This is a genomic window from Caballeronia sp. 11_S32 (assembly GCF_056930355.1).
The window spans coordinates 745,946-761,659 of sequence record NZ_JBXOWH010000005.1; the positions used below are offsets into that span (position 1 = coordinate 745,946).

General features: G+C 64.3%; 15 protein-coding genes. 8 read left to right on the plus strand and 7 right to left on the minus strand.

Annotated features, from left to right (window positions below):
* Positions 1–114: 114 nt before the first annotated feature.
* Positions 115–969: an IclR family transcriptional regulator gene (locus AC1Z32_RS37945; RefSeq protein WP_483483990.1), complete on the plus strand. Its 855-nt coding sequence runs from the start codon at positions 115–117 to the stop codon at positions 967–969.
* Positions 970–1,046: 77 nt separating this feature from the next.
* Here AC1Z32_RS37945 and AC1Z32_RS37950 read toward each other — a convergent pair whose 3' ends face one another.
* The 7 genes from AC1Z32_RS37950 to AC1Z32_RS37980 form a co-directional block, all read right to left on the minus strand.
* On the minus strand, positions 1,047–2,186 hold the full coding sequence (locus AC1Z32_RS37950; RefSeq protein ID WP_483483991.1) for a patatin-like phospholipase family protein: 1,140 nt from the start codon (positions 2,184–2,186) through the stop codon (positions 1,047–1,049).
* Between the two features lie 105 nt (positions 2,187–2,291).
* Positions 2,292–2,879 (minus strand): BPSL1445 family SYLF domain-containing lipoprotein, encoded by a 588-nt coding sequence (locus AC1Z32_RS37955; protein WP_483484153.1) that lies wholly within the window; start codon positions 2,877–2,879, stop codon positions 2,292–2,294.
* Between the two features lie 174 nt (positions 2,880–3,053).
* Entirely contained in the window at positions 3,054–4,433 is a 1,380-nt protein-coding gene (locus AC1Z32_RS37960) for an MFS transporter (RefSeq protein WP_483483992.1), read from the minus strand.
* An 83-nt stretch (positions 4,434–4,516) separates the two neighbouring features.
* Complete coding sequence (leuD, locus tag AC1Z32_RS37965) at positions 4,517–5,149, minus strand: 3-isopropylmalate dehydratase small subunit (RefSeq protein ID WP_483483993.1); 633 nt, start codon at positions 5,147–5,149, stop codon at positions 4,517–4,519.
* The gene (gene leuC, locus AC1Z32_RS37970) at positions 5,149–6,576 is read right to left on the minus strand and encodes a 3-isopropylmalate dehydratase large subunit (RefSeq protein ID WP_483483994.1); all 1,428 of its coding nucleotides are present in this window, start codon (positions 6,574–6,576) and stop codon (positions 5,149–5,151) included. The genes leuD and leuC overlap by 1 nt, the downstream gene beginning before the upstream one ends.
* A gap of 101 nt (positions 6,577–6,677) precedes the next feature.
* Positions 6,678–8,066: an MFS transporter gene (locus tag AC1Z32_RS37975; RefSeq protein ID WP_483484154.1), complete on the minus strand. Its 1,389-nt coding sequence runs from the start codon at positions 8,064–8,066 to the stop codon at positions 6,678–6,680.
* A 253-nt stretch (positions 8,067–8,319) separates the two neighbouring features.
* Positions 8,320–9,411: a porin gene (locus AC1Z32_RS37980; protein ID WP_483483995.1), complete on the minus strand. Its 1,092-nt coding sequence runs from the start codon at positions 9,409–9,411 to the stop codon at positions 8,320–8,322.
* 296 nt (positions 9,412–9,707) lie between these two features.
* Here AC1Z32_RS37980 and AC1Z32_RS37985 point away from each other — a divergent pair, with 296 nt between their 5' ends.
* The 7 genes from AC1Z32_RS37985 (at position 9,708) to AC1Z32_RS38015 (ending at position 15,702) form a co-directional block, all read left to right on the plus strand.
* Positions 9,708–10,286, plus strand: coding sequence for a UbiX family flavin prenyltransferase (locus AC1Z32_RS37985; protein WP_062605755.1), 579 nt, complete (start codon positions 9,708–9,710; stop codon positions 10,284–10,286).
* Between the two features lie 194 nt (positions 10,287–10,480).
* Positions 10,481–11,668, plus strand: coding sequence for an FAD-dependent monooxygenase (locus tag AC1Z32_RS37990; RefSeq protein WP_483483996.1), 1,188 nt, complete (start codon positions 10,481–10,483; stop codon positions 11,666–11,668).
* A 54-nt stretch (positions 11,669–11,722) separates the two neighbouring features.
* Positions 11,723–12,256 carry a VOC family protein gene (locus tag AC1Z32_RS37995; RefSeq protein ID WP_483483997.1) on the plus strand — a complete coding sequence of 178 codons (534 nt, stop codon included), beginning with the start codon at positions 11,723–11,725 and terminating at the stop codon, positions 12,254–12,256.
* The gene (gene fahA / locus AC1Z32_RS38000) at positions 12,253–13,605 is read left to right on the plus strand and encodes a fumarylacetoacetase (protein WP_483483998.1); all 1,353 of its coding nucleotides are present in this window, start codon (positions 12,253–12,255) and stop codon (positions 13,603–13,605) included. The genes AC1Z32_RS37995 and fahA overlap by 4 nt, the downstream gene beginning before the upstream one ends.
* A complete protein-coding gene (locus AC1Z32_RS38005) occupies positions 13,602–14,369 on the plus strand; it encodes an alpha/beta fold hydrolase (RefSeq protein ID WP_483483999.1) in 768 nt (255 codons plus the stop codon). Before fahA ends, AC1Z32_RS38005 begins: the two co-directional genes overlap by 4 nt.
* 24 nt (positions 14,370–14,393) lie before the next feature.
* Positions 14,394–15,212, plus strand: a complete 819-nt coding sequence (locus tag AC1Z32_RS38010; protein WP_483484000.1) for an FAD binding domain-containing protein — start codon at positions 14,394–14,396, stop codon at positions 15,210–15,212.
* Positions 15,213–15,234: 22 nt separating this feature from the next.
* Entirely contained in the window at positions 15,235–15,702 is a 468-nt protein-coding gene (locus tag AC1Z32_RS38015; protein WP_483484001.1) for an SRPBCC family protein, read from the plus strand.
* Positions 15,703–15,714: the final 12 nt, after the last annotated feature.

Consider the following 15,714-nt stretch of genomic DNA (forward strand, 5'->3'; position numbering starts at 1 on the left):
GGGGTTTTCCCGAAAATGACTGATGCTGCACTAAGCTGAGGCGCTGGCGGCGTCGATTTCACGCGCATATTGTGATTCAATACGTTTGAATTGTTTTTCAATGTCTTTTTCCCCATGACGAACCCGATTCAAGGCCAGGCACCGGCCCTTTCATCGCCCGAGGAATCGACGCTTTACGTGCAATCGCTCGCAACCGGCATAAGCGTGCTCAACGTGTTCGGTCCGGACAATCGCGCGCTGAACCTGCCGGAGATCGCGGCGCTCGCGGGCATTTCGAAAAGCGCGACACAACGCTTCGCGTTCACGCTCGAAGCGCTCGGCTTGCTCGTTAAAGATCCGGTGACGAAGCGCTATTCGCTGTCGTCGCGCACGCTGGAACTCGGCTGCCGATATCTCGAAGCGCATTCGTTGTTGAGCCGCGCGAATCCGTTCCTGCTGGAACTCAACCGCAATTCGGGGGAAACGGTGAACTTCGCGGAGCCGGCGGGCACGGACATGATTTACATCGGCCGCTTTCCCAGTCCGATGCGGCTGCTCGTGCACATGCCGGTCGGGCGTCGCATTCCGATCTACTGCTCGTCGGCGGGGCGCGCGTATTTGTCCGCACTCGACGAAGATCAGGCGCGCGAATATTTGCTCGCGTGCGAGCGCGTCAAGTACACGCCCAACACGATCACGGATATCGATGTCTTGATGGACGAGTTGCGGCAGTCGCGCGAGCGCGGCTTCGCGTATTGCAACGAGGAGTACTTTCGCGGGGATCTTGCGCTAGCAGTGCCGATCTTCGATTCGGGACATCGCGTTGCCGCCGCGTTGCAGATGTCTGTGCTCGCCGGCAAGTGGACGCTCAAGCGCGCGGTGGCGCGTCTCATCCCGATGATGCAGGAAACCGCGCAACTCATATCGACGGCCGCGCCCACGCCTCAAGCCCTGGCTCCGTTCACGAATATCCCGACGCGCAAGGTTTGAGAAGGCGTCCTTTCCGCGTTCGATTACCAGTCAGTAAAGGGCGCGGGCAAGGATGATCGCGACGGCGGATCGGCGACTCAAGTCCGGCCCCCACGGACCGGGTCGTCATCCGCACTGGAAACGGCCAGACCTTCTATGGGGTCCAGTGGCGTATCCCACGGATGCGCCGCAATTGCCCGCATCGCTGCTTCATAACCGGCACGCTGACGAGCCGCCGTGCCGGCTGGCGTGAAGTCGATGTCTTTCAACGGGTCGTCGCCATCCAGACGAGGGGCGGGTAGCTTGATCAGGCGCATCGTGGTCTGACATCCCCATGCCGCGAGTTCCTGAACCTCGGATGTGCCGCGTTCGGCTTCCGGAAGGCGCTTGACGAGTTCGCGTACCACGTGGCGAAGGCGGTGTATCTGTTGCTGCCGCGCGATATGGCTGTCGGTGCGGCTGGCGTACTGAATGTCCTTCTGCCGCTCCCAGATCTGCCACAGGTTTTCCGGTTCAGTGCCGGCCGGATTCCACAAGTGCACGGCGAAGATGACCGAGCTCTTGCGCGGCTTGTCATCCAGCACGACCTCGATCGGCGTGTTGGAATAGATGCCGCCGTCCCAATACGGCTCGCCATCGATCCGTACCGCGGGAAACGCCGGTGGAAGCGCGCCTGAACTCATGATGTGCTCGACCCGCAGTGGTTCGTCACGCGAATCGAAGTAGCGCATCGCGCCGGTGCGAGCGTTCACCGCACCAACGGTCAGACGCGGACAAACCTTATTCAGAAGATCGAAGTCGACAAACGAAAGCAACGTATTGCGCAACGGCTCGATCCGGTAGTACGACGCCCGATCCACGCCCAGAGGGGCGAGCGGCCCGAGCCAGGACGCCGGATTCGGCTGGAAGAATCCCGCAATGCCGCCGCCAAAAATCATCCACCTTGCGAACGCCTTGTCGAGGCCAGGCAGCGCGGCGAGCACGTTGAGCCGGGCGCGGTCACTGACCAGGTTCCAGAACTCCGCCATGCGTTGAAACCGGCGCTCAGGCGGATTGCCGGCGATCAACGCGGCGTTGATCGCGCCAATGGAGGTGCCGATCACCCAATCCACCTGGATACCCAGTTCGTGTATCGCCTGGTAGACACCAAGCTGATACGCACCCAGTGCGCCGCCGCCCTGAAAAACGAGGACCACTTGCCCCGGCAACGCAATGCCCTGCGGACGGTTCATTGTCATCGATCGCCTCCCTCAGGATCGTGCTGGGGCAACCTCGGCGAAAGCGTGTGCGAAGGCCACGGCGACGTGGCTGACCGAGACGAATTCGTCGCTGATCGAACGCCGTCAGATTTTGAGCCGTGAAACCTTCGTACCCGCAAGCGACACGTCACCCATCAGACCGGCATTCGTCAGCACGATCGCCTCGACGGGTGCGGTGGCTGTCGTCGTATCGATCTCCCCGTTCGCGCCGACCTTCAACAGCGCAACGGAACCCTCGCCACCGACCGACCAACCCTTGGCGTTGCGGAAGCTGCCGAGCGCATCCTGCGTCATGAACACATAGATCATAGCCTTCGATTGCGCCCCCGCCTGCAATCCGAACGACCCCGACACCGTGCTGTAGTAGCCCACCGATTTTCCGCCTACGTGCAAGGCGCCATCCCCGTATTCGCCACCGGCGACGAAGCCGACCTTGATCACGGACGGGAACACGAGCACGCCATTCGCCTTGGCGACGAGTTCACTCGAACCCTCGACCGTCTTGTATAGCCGCGACAGCGTTACGCGAACCTTGGCATCGATTTCCTGACGCTTCGCCGCATTGGACTCAGCGGCCGCGGCATCACGCATCGTCATTTGGAGCGCGGCAAGGCTAACGCCGCCGGCAGCGATCACCGCAGTACTCTTCTGTAGAAAGTCTCTTCTGCGCATGATTGCTCCCATCGTGGTTGACAGTCGAACCCAGGATTCAGCAATGATTGAAGGATGTGTTTCATCGGCACCTGCGTGCACCGATCGATGATTTCAATATCATCATCAGAAGGTGTTCGCAACGTGCGCGGCGTGTGACGAGAGAAGGCAGCATAAATCCGAACAAAGCGTGAGCTATTGCGCGAGATCAATTCCCGATTCTTCATGCAGCCCTTCAGCACGGCGCTCGTATCGCCGCACTCCGCCGAGCCACGCCGACAGCACCACGATCAGCACGAATACGGCGGCGAGATTGAAGAACAGGTCCGCCACCGGCAGATGCATCGATAGCAGCACGCCGCCGAGCATCGAGCCCGCGACCGAGCCGAGCTTGCCGATGCCGATTGCCGAGCCGACGCCGGTCGAGCGCAGCGTCGTCGGATACACCATGCCCGACACGGCGTACAGCGCGAACTGGCTGCCGATCACGCACACGCCGCTCGCGAACACGGCCGCGAAGAGCCAGGCGGTCGGCATCGGCATGCCAAGCGACGCGGCGATCGGGCAGCCGGTCACGGCGAGCAGCAGAATCACGCGCACGCCGTAACGATCCACGCAGCGGCTCAATGCAAGGGCGCCGACCGTGCCGCCGACCGGAAACATCATCGCCGCCTGAGCCGCCCGTGCGGGCGCGAGCGTGCTCATGCTGAACAGGATCGGCAACCAGTTCTGCAGGAAATGAAGCGCCAGCGAGTTGAGGATGAAGATGGACCACAGGAGCGGCGTGACCTTGGCGAGACCATTCTGGAACAACGCGGTGGGCCGCACGGGCGCACGCGTTTCGTCATCGACGACATAGCGCACGCCTTCGCCCCGGGCCTCGGCGCCGAGATGACCGGCAATGCGTCGAATGCTGCCGGTGTCGCGGCCTTTCATGATGAGAAAGCGGATCGATTCGGGCAGCAGCACGAACGACGCAAGCGCCACGACTATCGCCGCCACGCCGCCGAGCGTGAACAGGACGGGCCAGCCGAAGCGCGGCAGCAGCCATGAGGCGACCGCCCCGCCGCCGCCCGCGCCGATCGAGAAGCCCGAGAACATCAGCGTGATCCATGTCGCTCGGCGCGCCTTCGGGGCATACTCCGATACGAGTGCGACCGTGTTCGGGACCACACCGCCCATGCCTATGCCCGCGAGAAAGCGCAGCAGCGTGAGCTGCTCCAGCGAGTCCGCATAGCCGCACATGAACGTCAGCATGCCGAACCAGAGCGAGCCATAAATGATGGTGAGCCGCCGCCCGAAGCGGTCGCCGCTGAAGCCGAGCAATAGCGAGCCCACGAGCACGCCGAACAGTCCCACGCCGAACACGCGCCCGAAGCCGGCCGCACTCGTGTGCCAGGCATGAATCAGCGCGGGTGCTGCGAAGGCCGCCGCGACCTGATCGTAGCCATCGATCAGCACGATCAGGAAGCACCACACGATCAGACGGAGCGCGAAGCCGCCGAGCTTCTGTCGCTCGATCAGCGATGAAACGTTGACGGTAGTCTCCGGTGCAACAACGGTGCTCGGGTTCATTTCTGTCTCCTTTGTTCTTTTCATTCTTTGCATTGACGTCACCGACGAAACTTAGGCTCGCTTCGCTGATCCGCCTGCGCTCTCTACAGCCAGGGCGAGCGCGCGAGATGCGCCGCTTCGAAAGCGCGGATCGCATCGGCATGGCCGAGCGTGGCGCCCGTCTCGTCGAGTCCTTCGAGCAGCAGCTTTTTGGCCGCCGGAGCAATCTCGAACGTCCAGCGCTCGCCCTCCGGCGCGCACACCGTTTGCGTGGTCAGGTCGACGCGCAGGCGATAACCCGGCGAGCTTTTCACCGCTTCCATCAAACGCGCGATCGTCGCCGCGTCGAGCTGCACCGGCAGCAGTCCGTTCTTGCAGCAGTTGTTGAAGAAGATGTCCGCGAAGCTTTCCGCAATCAGCACGCGAAAGCCGAATTGATGAAGCGCCCACGGCGCGTGCTCCCGTGAGCTTCCGCAGCCGAAATTGCGCCGCGCAAGGAGCACCGAAGCGCCGTCGTAACGCGGCTGGTTCAGCACGAAGTCCGGATCCGGCGTGCGTTCGTGCGCGGGCTTGCCGAAATAGCCGGGATCTCTATAGCGCCACTCGTCGAAGAGATACGGCCCGAAGCCGGCTCGCGCGATCGACTTCATGAACTGCTTGGGCATGATCGCGTCGGTATCGATGTTGTCGCGATCGAGCGGAACGACAAGCCCGGTGTGGCTGACGAGCGGCTCCATCAGCGATCTCCTTCAAGGCCGCTCACGCGGCGAACATCGACGAAGCGGCCCGCGAGCGCGGCCGCCGCCGCCATCGCGGGACTCACGAGGTGCGAGCGGCCGCCCGCGCCCTGCCGGCCCTCGAAATTGCGGTTCGAGGTGGACGCGACGCGCTCGCCGGCCGCGAGCCGGTCCGCGTTCATCGCGAGGCACATCGAGCAGCCGGGCTCGCGCCATTCGAAGCCGGCGGCAATGAAGATCTCGTGCAGCCCTTGCGCCTCCGCATCGCGCTTCACCTGCTGCGAGCCCGCGACGGCGAGCGCGAGGCGCACATTCGGCGCGATCCGTCCGCCCGCCGCGCGCAGCACGCGCGCGGCTGCCTGAAGATCCTCCAGGCGCCCGTTGGTACAGGAACCGATGAACACCTTGTCGATGACGATCTCATCCATCGGCGTGCCCGCTTTCAGGCCCATGTAATCGAGCGCGCGCGTCCATGCGGCGCGCTGGCCGGCGTCGGCGGCGCAGGCGGGATCGGGCACGCGGCCGTCGATGCCCGCGACCATCTCCGGCGACGTGCCCCATGTGACCTGCGGGACGAGCGCGGACACATCGAGCGCATGTTCGGCGTCGAAGCGCGCGTCGTCGTCCGAACGCAGGGCGCGCCATGCGCGCGCCGCGTGCTCCCACGCTTCGCCTCGCGGCGCATGCGCTCGCGTGCTGCAATAGTCGAGCGTGGTGTCGTCGACCGCGATCAGCCCGGCGCGCGCGCCTGCTTCGATCGACATGTTGCAAAGGGTCATGCGCCCTTCCATCGACAACGCGCGCACCACGGGCCCCGCGAACTCGATGGCATAGCCCGTTGCGCCCGCCGTGCCGAGCGCGCCGATCAACGCGAGCGCGACGTCCTTCGCCGAGCAGCCCGCGGGCACTTCGCCATCGATCATGACGCGCATCGTCCGGCTGCGCCGCGTGATGAGCGTCTGCGTGGCCAGCACGTGCTCGATCTCCGACGTGCCGATGCCGAATGCAAGCGCGCCGAGCGCCCCGTGCGTGCTCGTGTGCGAGTCGCCGCAGACGATCGTCATGCCGGGCAGCGTGTTGCCGAGCTCGGGCGCCACGACGTGAACGATTCCCTGATGCACATCCTCCATGCCATGATGCGCGATGTCGTTACGCACGCAGTTGTCCTGCAGCGCTTCGACCTGAACTCGCGAAACCGGATCCGCTATGCCGAGACTGCGATCCGTGGTCGGCACGTTGTGATCGGCTACCGCGAGATTGGACTGCGCGCGCCACACGGGCCGCGACTCCTGCCGCAGCGATTCGAACGCCTGCGGGCTCGTCACTTCGTTGAGCAAATGGCGGTCGATGTAAAGCAACGCCGTGCCGTCCGCATCGACGCGAACCGTGTGCGCGTCGAAGATTTTGTCGTATAGGGTTTGACTCATCGATATTTCGTTATCCGAATGAACTCACGAGGAGTTTCATCGATGCGGGATGCTGCGCCATGCCGCCACGGCTTCGCGTGGCGGCATGGCGCGCTGTGGGATTACGAATCGTGCAGCAGCGAACGCTGGGGCGGTTCGACCGCCGCTTCGGCGGCCGGCTGCTCGCCGAAGCGCGCGCGGTAGAGCAGCGCGAGGATCGTCGAGAACACGGCGGCAACGAGGAACAGCAGCGACGCCGCATAGAAAAGCTGCGTGATCGGCAGGTGCATCGAGAGCAGCAGACCGCCGATGACGGGCCCGGACACCGAGCCTATCTTGCCCACCGAGATCGCACTGCCCACGCCGGCCGAGCGGAACGACGTGGGATAGATCATGCCGGCCACCGCATACAACCCGTACTGCGCGCCCACCACGCAGAAGCCGGTGGCGAACACGGCGAGCATGAGCCAGCCCTGCGACGAACCGTGACCGAGCAGCGCGACGACCGGCAGGCCGATGACGGGCAGCGAGATGATCGCCGCGACACCGTGACGGTCGACGAAGCGGCACAGCACCAGACCGCCGATCACGCCGCCAACGGAGAACATCATCGTGATGAGACCCGCGCCGCGCGGATCGATGCCCATGCCTTCCATCAGAATAGGCAGCCAGTTCTGCAGGAAGTAGAGCGCCATCGAGTTCGCGATGAACACGATCCACAGCAGCGGCGTGATGGCGGCGAGGCCGTCGGAGAAGATCAGCTTCAGCACGAAGCGTTGCTGCTTCTCGCGGGCTTCGCCGGCCACGAACGACGCATCGGCGGGAATGTTCAGATCGGGACGCAGGCGCGCAACGAGCTTGCGCAGCATTTGAGGATCGCGCTGCCGGAGCACCAGCAGCTTCGCGGATTCGGGAAGCGTGAAGATCAGCAACAGCGCGACGAGCAACGAGCCCACGCCCCCGACCGCGAACATGACCGGCCAGCCGAAGCGATGAATCAGCGCGGACGACACAAGACCGCCCGAACCCGCGCCGATCGAAAAGCCCGAGAACATCAGCGTGACCCATGTGGCGCGCAGGCGCTTCGGCGCATATTCCGCGACCAGAGCGACCGAATTCGGCACCACGCCGCCCATGCCGATGCCGGCCAGAAAGCGCAGCAGCATCAACTCCTGCAGCGAAGTGACCCACACCGAAGCGTAAGTCAGCGCGCCGAAGAAAAGACTGCCGATGATGATCGCCTTCTTGCGGCCGAGCCGGTCGCCGAGATAACCGAAGATGAAAGAGCCGATGAGCGTGCCGAGCAGGCCCGCGCCGAACACGGGGCCGAATCCGCCGCGCGCGACGTGCCAGTCCTTGATGATGGCGGGCGCCGCGAACGACACTGCCGTCTGATCATAGCCATCCATCAGCATGATCAGGAAACACCAGAAGAGCAGACCGGCGGCGAAGCGCCCCGTCTTCTGCTCTTCTATCAGTGTTGCGATATTGAAAGTCCGGTCTGCTTGCATGTATGTCCCGTTTGCCTCGTGCGGACGGATGCGCCGATGGTGCATCCGCTCGCGATGCTGCTGCTGAAAATCTCTCATGGCGACGCGACGCCATGGCCGGAGCCACAATATAAGAGGCGGCCCCGCGCGGCTCAATCAAAAAGTAACGATGAAGCGATCGAAAAAAGTGAAGAGTCCGTCACGCGTTCCCGCTTGCTTCCCCTTTTGCTCCCCGTCTGCATACGTCTCACCGCACGATGACACCTCCGCTTCGTCAGAACATATGGTTGACGCCGATGCGCGCGACCGTCTGGCTGCCGGTCGACGACGGCTGGTAGCCGAACTGCGCGGCGCGCGCGCCGGGCCCCGAGGCGTGTTGCAGGCCCACGCCCGCATAGACCTGCGTGCGCTTCGACAGGTAATCGGTCAGGAACAGGTTGTACTGGTTGATCGTGAGCCCCTGGAACAACGAGTGATCCACCGACAGCCCGAGGATGAAAAAGCCCAGGCCGCCCACCAGCTCCGTGTTCACGCCCGCCTGATAGTTGTTCAGCTTCGCCGAGCCTTGGGCGTTCTTGAGATCGACGCCGGAATACGTGACGTGCGGCGTAAAGATGCCGATCTTCACCGATGCCCCGGCGGCGAGCGTGCTGTAACGGCTCGCGTTGAACATCGTGCCCTGCCTCAACGGCTGACCGAGCAGCGAATTCAGGCTGAAGGTGCCGAAGATGTCGGCCGTGCGGTTATGCGACATCGTGTACGCAATGCCGAAATTCACGGTGCCGCTCGAATACTGCGCGCCGACGCTGTACTGGCGCCCCGCGCTGAAGTCGCCCGCCTGGTTGCCGAACGCGTTCATCGCGCCCAGTTGGAAGCCGTGGAAATTGATCGACTCGTACTTCACGGCGTTGTTGAGCGCGTGCGTGTTCGCGAGACCGTCGAGATTGCCGGGCGTGTAGAACGACGAGATGCCCGGCACCGAGTTGTTCAGCCGCCCGACGTACTGATAGATGTAATCGTTGATGTTACCGAAGCTCAGCGAGCCCCAGCGATCGTTCTCGAGTCCCACGTAGGCGTTGCGGTTGAAGAAGCTCGTCGGGTTGATCTGCGAGCCGGTGTTGGTCAGAAAGCCCGATTCGAGCCGCGCGAACGCCGAATTGCCGCCACCCAGATCCTCCTTGATCAACAGTCCCCAGCGGTCGGGCTGGCGCTTGCCGGACGACTCCTGGTACAGGTGTTTGCCCTGAGAGTTCGATACGAAATCGACGCCCACGTCGATGCTCCCATACAGCGTCACAGACGACTGCGCCCACGCGGGGCCAGCCAGGATCGCGGCGCAACCGCCGACCAGCAGACAAGTTCTCAACCGAAGTCTCCAATTTTTATCGTTGGCCGGTCGCTCGTCGGCGCCGGCTTCTTGCATCCCGCAGTGGTGCGGGCCGTCGTTCGACAGCCGCTTTGCTCGATGCGGAACCGAGTGTAACCACATCAATTCGGGATTTGAATCACGAGTTATTTATCAATCAATAGAACATCTTGAATATTCAGTCAGGGTATTCACTTAATCATTCCAAAAGCGCTCATAAGTTATCCGGCAGAATGAATCGCCGTGCTAATATCCGCGACGTTTTGATTCAATCACCGTTAAAACGGAGAGCACAGATGCATTTCAGCGCAGTACCGCCCCGGCGCATGATCGTGGGCATCAGCGGCGCGTCGGGCGTCGTCTACGGTGTCCGGCTGCTGCAATTGCTCAGGCAGCTCGACATCGAGTCGCATCTGGTGATGAGCCGCTCCGCGCAGGTCACGCTCGCGCACGAGTCACCGTACAGCGTCGCCGATGTTCGCGCGCTCGCCACGGTCACGTACCCGAACACGGACATCGGCGCGGCCATTTCGAGCGGCTCGTTCCCGGTCATGGGGATGATCGTCGCGCCGTGCTCGATCCGCACGCTCTCGGAGATCGCCACGGGCGTGACGAGCGGGCTGCTCTCGCGCGCGGCCGACGTCACGCTCAAGGAGCGCCGCCGGCTCGTGCTGATGGTTCGGGAAACGCCGCTGCATCTGGGCCACTTGCGCAGCATGACGAGCGTGACCGAAGCCGGAGCAATCGTGTATCCGCCGGTGCCCGCATTCTACGCGAACCCGGAATCGCTCGACGAAATGGTCGATCACACGATCGGGCGCGTGCTCGATCTCTTCAACATCGAAACCTCGGTCGTGCATCGCTGGGGCATGTGAGATTCATGCGCCGGTTTTCGCGCATTATCAATTTTCAGTTATAACTCATTCGAATTCTTTTGCTTCTTTCACGGCTGACGTTCATTTAAAGTGGTTCCGTTTTAAAACGAAACCCCATTTAAAAGATTTATCGATCGAATGATAAATCTTCTCGATAAGAGACAGCGTTAATACGAAAGAGGTCGAAAGGTCGAATGAAGATCGTCATTGCAGGGGCCGGTATCGGCGGCTTGACGGCGGGAGCCGCTTTGTTGAGAAGAGGCTTCGACGTCACCATCCTTGAACAGGCCAAGGCGCTCGGCGAGATCGGCGCCGGCGTGCAGTTGAGCCCGAACGCCACGCGCGTGCTTTATCAGATCGGCGTCGGCGAGCGCCTCGAAGGCCTCGCCTGCGAGCCGCCCGGCAAGCGCGTGCGCCTCTGGAACACGGGGCAGACCTGGCCGCTCTTCGATCTCGGCGCCGCATCGCGCGAAGTGTATGGCTTTCCCTACCTGACCGTGCATCGCGCGGACCTGCATGAAGCGCTCGTCGACGCGGTGCGCGCATTTCGCGCCGACGCTATCAGGCTCGATCACAAGGTCGAGTCGATCGTGCAAAAAGAAGGCCGGGTCGAAGTGCAGACCGTTTCGGGCGCCACGTTCGAAGCGGATCTGCTGATCGGCGCGGACGGCGTGCATTCGCGCGTGCGCCGCGCGCTCTTCGGCGCGGACGAGCCCGTCTATTCAGGCGTGATGGCCTGGCGCGGCGTGATCGACGCCTCGAAGCTGCCCGAGCATCTGCGCACGCCCTACGGCACCAACTGGGTCGGACCGGGCGCGCACGTGATCCACTATCCGCTGCGCGGCCACAAGCTCGTCAACTTCGTCGGCGCCGTGGAGCGCGATGGCTGGCAGGTCGAGTCGTGGTCGGAGCGCGGCACCATCGACGAATGTCTCGCCGATTTCGACGGCTGGCACGAAGACGTCCGCACGCTGATCTCGGCCATCGACGTTCCGTATAAATGGGCGCTCATGATCCGCGAGCCGATGACGCGCTGGAGCTCCGGCAACGCGACGCTGCTCGGCGACGCCTGTCATCCCACGCTGCCGTTCCTCGCGCAGGGCGCGGGCATGGCGCTCGAAGACGGCTATCTGATCGCGCGCTGCCTCGGGCGCTACCAGAACGATCTGCCGCGCGCGCTCGAACGCTACGAGTCGCTGCGCCTCGAACGCACGTCGCGCATCGTGCGCGGCTCCGCGGCGAACACGAAGCGCTTTCACAATCCCGCCCTCGCGCATGCGGAGGGCGCGGCGGAGTACGTCGATCGCGAGTGGAGCGAGGAGCGCGTGAAGGAGCGCTACAACTGGCTGTTCGAATACGACGTCGACGCCGTCGAAGTCTGAGCGGGCGCCCCTCGTCAGGTCACGCCTCATCACGCCGCATCAAGGAGACACAGCATGCCCGATTCCCTGCCGCCGGTGCTCGGCCTGCACCATTTCGCGTGGCGTTGCCGCAATGCCGAAGAAACGCGCCATTTCTACGAGGACATCCTCGGCCTTCCGCTGGTTCATCTGATCCGCCTCGACCGCGTGCCGAGCACGGGCGAATACTGCCCGTACGTGCATCTGTTCTTCGAGATGGCGGACGGCTCGAATATCGCGTTCTTCGATCTCGGCGATAACACCGCCGCCGAGCCTTCGCCGAACACGCCGCCATGGGTCAACCACATCGCGCTGCGCCTCGCCACGCTCGAGCAGCTCGAAACGATGAAGCAGCGCCTCGTCGAGCACGGCATCGAGGTCCTCGGCGTGACCGATCATCATTTCGTGCGCTCGATCTACTTCTTCGATCCGAACGGCTTGCGGCTCGAACTGACGGTGCCCGTCGCGCCGGCCGAAACGCTCGCGTCGTATCGCACGCACGCTCATGCCGGGCTCGACGCGTGGGTCGAAGAACGAAAAAACGCCGTACCGGAGACGCCCCTCGCATGACCGCACTCAACGCCACACACGATCCGGCCCGACATAGCTGGGTCGACTCGGCCAACCTGCCCGGGGCGGATTTCCCGATCCAGAACTTGCCGTTCGGCGCTTTCGAGCGCGATGGCGTCGCGCGCGCCGGCGTGGCCATCGGCGAGCATGCCGTGGATCTGCGCGCGCTCGCCGACAGCGGCCTGCTCGACGCGGGCAGCGACGCGGCGCTCGCCTGCGAAGCCACGCGCGACGGCACGATGAACCGCCTGATGGCGATGCCGCACCGCTATGCGAGCGCCCTGCGCGCCGCGCTTTCCGATCTGCTGAAGAGCGACGCGCCGCAGCGTGCCCGCGTGCAGCAACAGGCCGATGCGCTGCTGCCGCGCATCGACACGCTCGCGCTGCGCCTGCCGTGCGAAGTCGGCGACTACACGGACTTTCTGACGTCGCTGCATCACACCGAGCGGCACGGGCGCTACAAGGGTCTCGCCGATCCGCTGCCGCCTGCGTTCAAGTCGCTGCCCATCGCGTATCACGGACGCGCTTCGTCGCTGCGCGTGAGCGGCGGCGACGTGCGCCGTCCGCACGGCCAGTATCGCGATCCGAACGGACAGATCGTGTTCGGCCCCGCGCCCGCGCTCGATTTCGAGCTGGAGCTGGCGGCGTGGATCGGCCAGGGCAATGCGTTCACGCAGCCGATCGCCGTCGACGATGCGCCCGCGCACATCTTCGGTTATTCGCTGCTCAACGACTGGTCCGCGAAAAGCATTCAGTGGTTCGAACAGGTGCTCGGCCCGTTTCTCGGCAAGAGCTTCCATTCGAGCGTGTCGCCGTGGATCGTCACGTCCGAGGCGCTCGCGCCGTTCCGCAAGGCGCCGGTTGCGCGTGCATCGGATGACCCGCCGCTCATGGCGCATCTGCACGGCGCATGCGACCAGCAGGAAGGCGGGCTGCATCTGGCACTGCACGCGCATCTGTCGACGCGGCAATTGCGCGAAGCCGGCGCCGACGCAGTGCGCATCACGCACACGCATCTGGACAATCTGTACTGGACGTTCGCGCAGATGGTCGCGCATCACACGAGCAACGGGTGCAATCTGCGCCCGGGCGACCTGCTCGGCAGCGGCACGATTTCCGGCGCGGAAGACGCGGCGCGCGCGTGCATCACGGAGTTGACCAACGCAGGCCGCGATCCGCTGCGCCTGCCGAACGGCGAAACGCGCACCGCGCTCGAAGACGGCGACGAAATCGTGCTGAGCGCGCGCGCGACGAAAGCGGGCGCGGTATCGATCGGCTTCGGGGAATGCCGCGGCTGTATTGCACCCGCGTTCGCGTTCGCGTCCGGTGAAGCGGAGGCCGCGGCATGACGCAGGCGCTCAACGGCTACGTGAAGGTCGGCGACGGCCCGCGCAAGGTGCTCGCGATGAACGGCTGGTTCGGCAGCGCCGACGACTGGCAGCCGCTCGTTTCCGCTCTCGACACGGATGCGTTCACCTACGTCTTCTTCGACTATCGCGGCTACGGCCGCTCGCGCGAGCGCGACGGCGCGTTCACCTTCGATGAAGCCGCAGAGGACGTGCTGGCGCTCGCCGATCATCTCGGCTGGGACACCTTCAGCCTGATCGGTCATTCGATGGGCGGCGTCGCGATCCAGCGCGTGCTGCTCGCCGCGCGCAACCGCATCGAGCGCATGGCGGGCGTGTGCGCGGTGCCCGCGTGCGGCTCGCGCATGGACGAATCGCGCCTCGCCGGGTTTCGCGCCGCCGTCGATGATATCGAGCGGCGTGCGGCGATCATCGCGTTCTCGACCGGCAACCGCCTCGCGCCGCGTTTCACTGGGCATCTCGCGCGCGAATCGCAGCGGGTATCGCGCGCCGATGCATTCGCGGGCTATCTGCCGCACTGGGCGGCGAGCGATTTTTCGGCCGAGGTGATAGGCAACGAAACGCCGGTGAAGCTCTTCATCGGCGAGCACGATCCCACGCTGACCGCCGACGTGATGAACCGAACCTGGCTCGCCTGGTATCCGCACGCAAGCGTCGAGAGCATCGCGAACGCGGGCCATTACCCCATGTACGAAGCGCCCGTCGCCCTCGCGACCTCACTCGAAAACTGGCTGAAACAGGCCTGACGGCCACGGGCCGCAGGAGACTTCATGTACGAGACCCTATATCTGCGCGCGTCGTCGCTCGACGAAGCAGCCGCATGGCTGCGCGAGCACGAGGACGCCCGGCCGCTGTCGGGCGGCATGACGCTGATTCCCACCCTCAAGCAGCGGCTCGCCGCGCCTTCGCATCTGATCGACCTCACGCGCATCGAAGCAATGCGCGGCGTGAGCGTCGAAGGCGGCGTGCTGCGCGTCGGCGCGCTGACGAAGCATGCGGAAGTGGCCGCTTCGCCCGTGGTCGCCGAAGCAATTCCAGCGCTCGCGCAGCTCGCGAACCTGATCGCCGATCCCCAGGTGCGCAATCGCGGCACGATGGGCGGCTCGGTCGCGAACAACGACCCCGCCGCCGACTATCCGAGCGCCGTGCTCGCGCTGAACGCGCAGGTGCTCACGTCGCAACGGCGCATCGCCGCCGACGACTTTTTCGTCGATACCTTCGAGACCGCGCTGGAACCGGCCGAGCTCGTGACGGGCTTCGAATATCCGCTCCCGTTACGCGCCGCCTATGCGAAGTTCCGCCAGCCGGCATCGGGCTACGCCGTGGCGGGCGTGTTCATCGCGCAGTTCGCGGATTCGATTCGCGTGGCGGTCACCGGCGCGGGTGCGTCGGTGTTCCGCTGGCTCGACGCCGAAGCCGCGCTCGCCGCCGATCTTTCCGACACCGCGCTCAGCGCACTGAAGATGGACGCCGGCATGCTGCCCGACGACGCCAACGGCTCGTCGGCGTATCGCGCCCATCTGATCGAAACCTACACGCGCCGCGCATTGCAGGCGCTGCTGGCGCAGCCGCTGCGTCAGCCTGCCTAAACAGTTTTCAGGAGACACACACATGGAGTTCACCGGATCGCAGACCATAGCCGCCACGCGTGAGCAGGTATGGGAAGGCTTGAACGATCCCGCAGTGCTGCAGGCATGCGTGCCGGGCTGCGAGGAATTCATCGGCGAAAGCGACGACGAGTACAAGGCCGTGGTGGTCGCCAAGGTCGGCCCCGTCAAGGCGCGTTTCAAGGGCACGCTCGTGATTTCGGATCGCGACGGCCCGAACGGCTACAAGATCCTGGGCCAGGGCGAAGGCGGCATCGCGGGCTTCGGCAAGATGAACGCGACAGTCACCCTCGCCGACGCCGACGAAGGCGGCACGCTCCTCACGTATGTGGCGGATGCGCAGGTGGGCGGCAAGCTCGCGCAGATCGGCTCGCGCCTCGTCACGTCGGTGGCCAACAAGCTCGCGGCGGAATTCTTCACGCGCTTCAACGCGACCATGAGCGCCCCGGCGAACGCCGATGCGTCGCAGTGAGCACGCGGGGAA

Excerpts from the sequence above, each read along its gene's own strand:
- AC1Z32_RS37985 (WP_062605755.1), top strand. The coding sequence starts at position 9,708 with ATGCATTTCAGCGCAGTACCGCCCCGGCGCATGATCGTGGGCATCAGC.
- AC1Z32_RS37990 (WP_483483996.1), top strand. The coding sequence starts at position 10,481 with ATGAAGATCGTCATTGCAGGGGCCGGTATCGGCGGCTTGACGGCGGGA.
- leuD (WP_483483993.1), bottom strand. The coding sequence starts at position 5,149 with ATGGAGCCGCTCGTCAGCCACACCGGGCTTGTCGTTCCGCTCGATCGC.
- AC1Z32_RS37950 (WP_483483991.1), bottom strand. The coding sequence starts at position 2,186 with ATGACAATGAACCGTCCGCAGGGCATTGCGTTGCCGGGGCAAGTGGTC.
- AC1Z32_RS38015 (WP_483484001.1), top strand. The coding sequence starts at position 15,235 with ATGGAGTTCACCGGATCGCAGACCATAGCCGCCACGCGTGAGCAGGTA.
- AC1Z32_RS38005 (WP_483483999.1), top strand. The coding sequence starts at position 13,602 with ATGACGCAGGCGCTCAACGGCTACGTGAAGGTCGGCGACGGCCCGCGC.
- AC1Z32_RS37945 (WP_483483990.1), top strand. The coding sequence starts at position 115 with ATGACGAACCCGATTCAAGGCCAGGCACCGGCCCTTTCATCGCCCGAG.
- AC1Z32_RS37955 (WP_483484153.1), bottom strand. The coding sequence starts at position 2,879 with ATGCGCAGAAGAGACTTTCTACAGAAGAGTACTGCGGTGATCGCTGCC.
- leuC (WP_483483994.1), bottom strand. The coding sequence starts at position 6,576 with ATGAGTCAAACCCTATACGACAAAATCTTCGACGCGCACACGGTTCGC.
- AC1Z32_RS38010 (WP_483484000.1), top strand. The coding sequence starts at position 14,394 with ATGTACGAGACCCTATATCTGCGCGCGTCGTCGCTCGACGAAGCAGCC.
- AC1Z32_RS37960 (WP_483483992.1), bottom strand. The coding sequence starts at position 4,433 with ATGAACCCGAGCACCGTTGTTGCACCGGAGACTACCGTCAACGTTTCA.
- AC1Z32_RS37995 (WP_483483997.1), top strand. The coding sequence starts at position 11,723 with ATGCCCGATTCCCTGCCGCCGGTGCTCGGCCTGCACCATTTCGCGTGG.
- fahA (WP_483483998.1), top strand. The coding sequence starts at position 12,253 with ATGACCGCACTCAACGCCACACACGATCCGGCCCGACATAGCTGGGTC.
- AC1Z32_RS37975 (WP_483484154.1), bottom strand. The coding sequence starts at position 8,066 with ATGCAAGCAGACCGGACTTTCAATATCGCAACACTGATAGAAGAGCAG.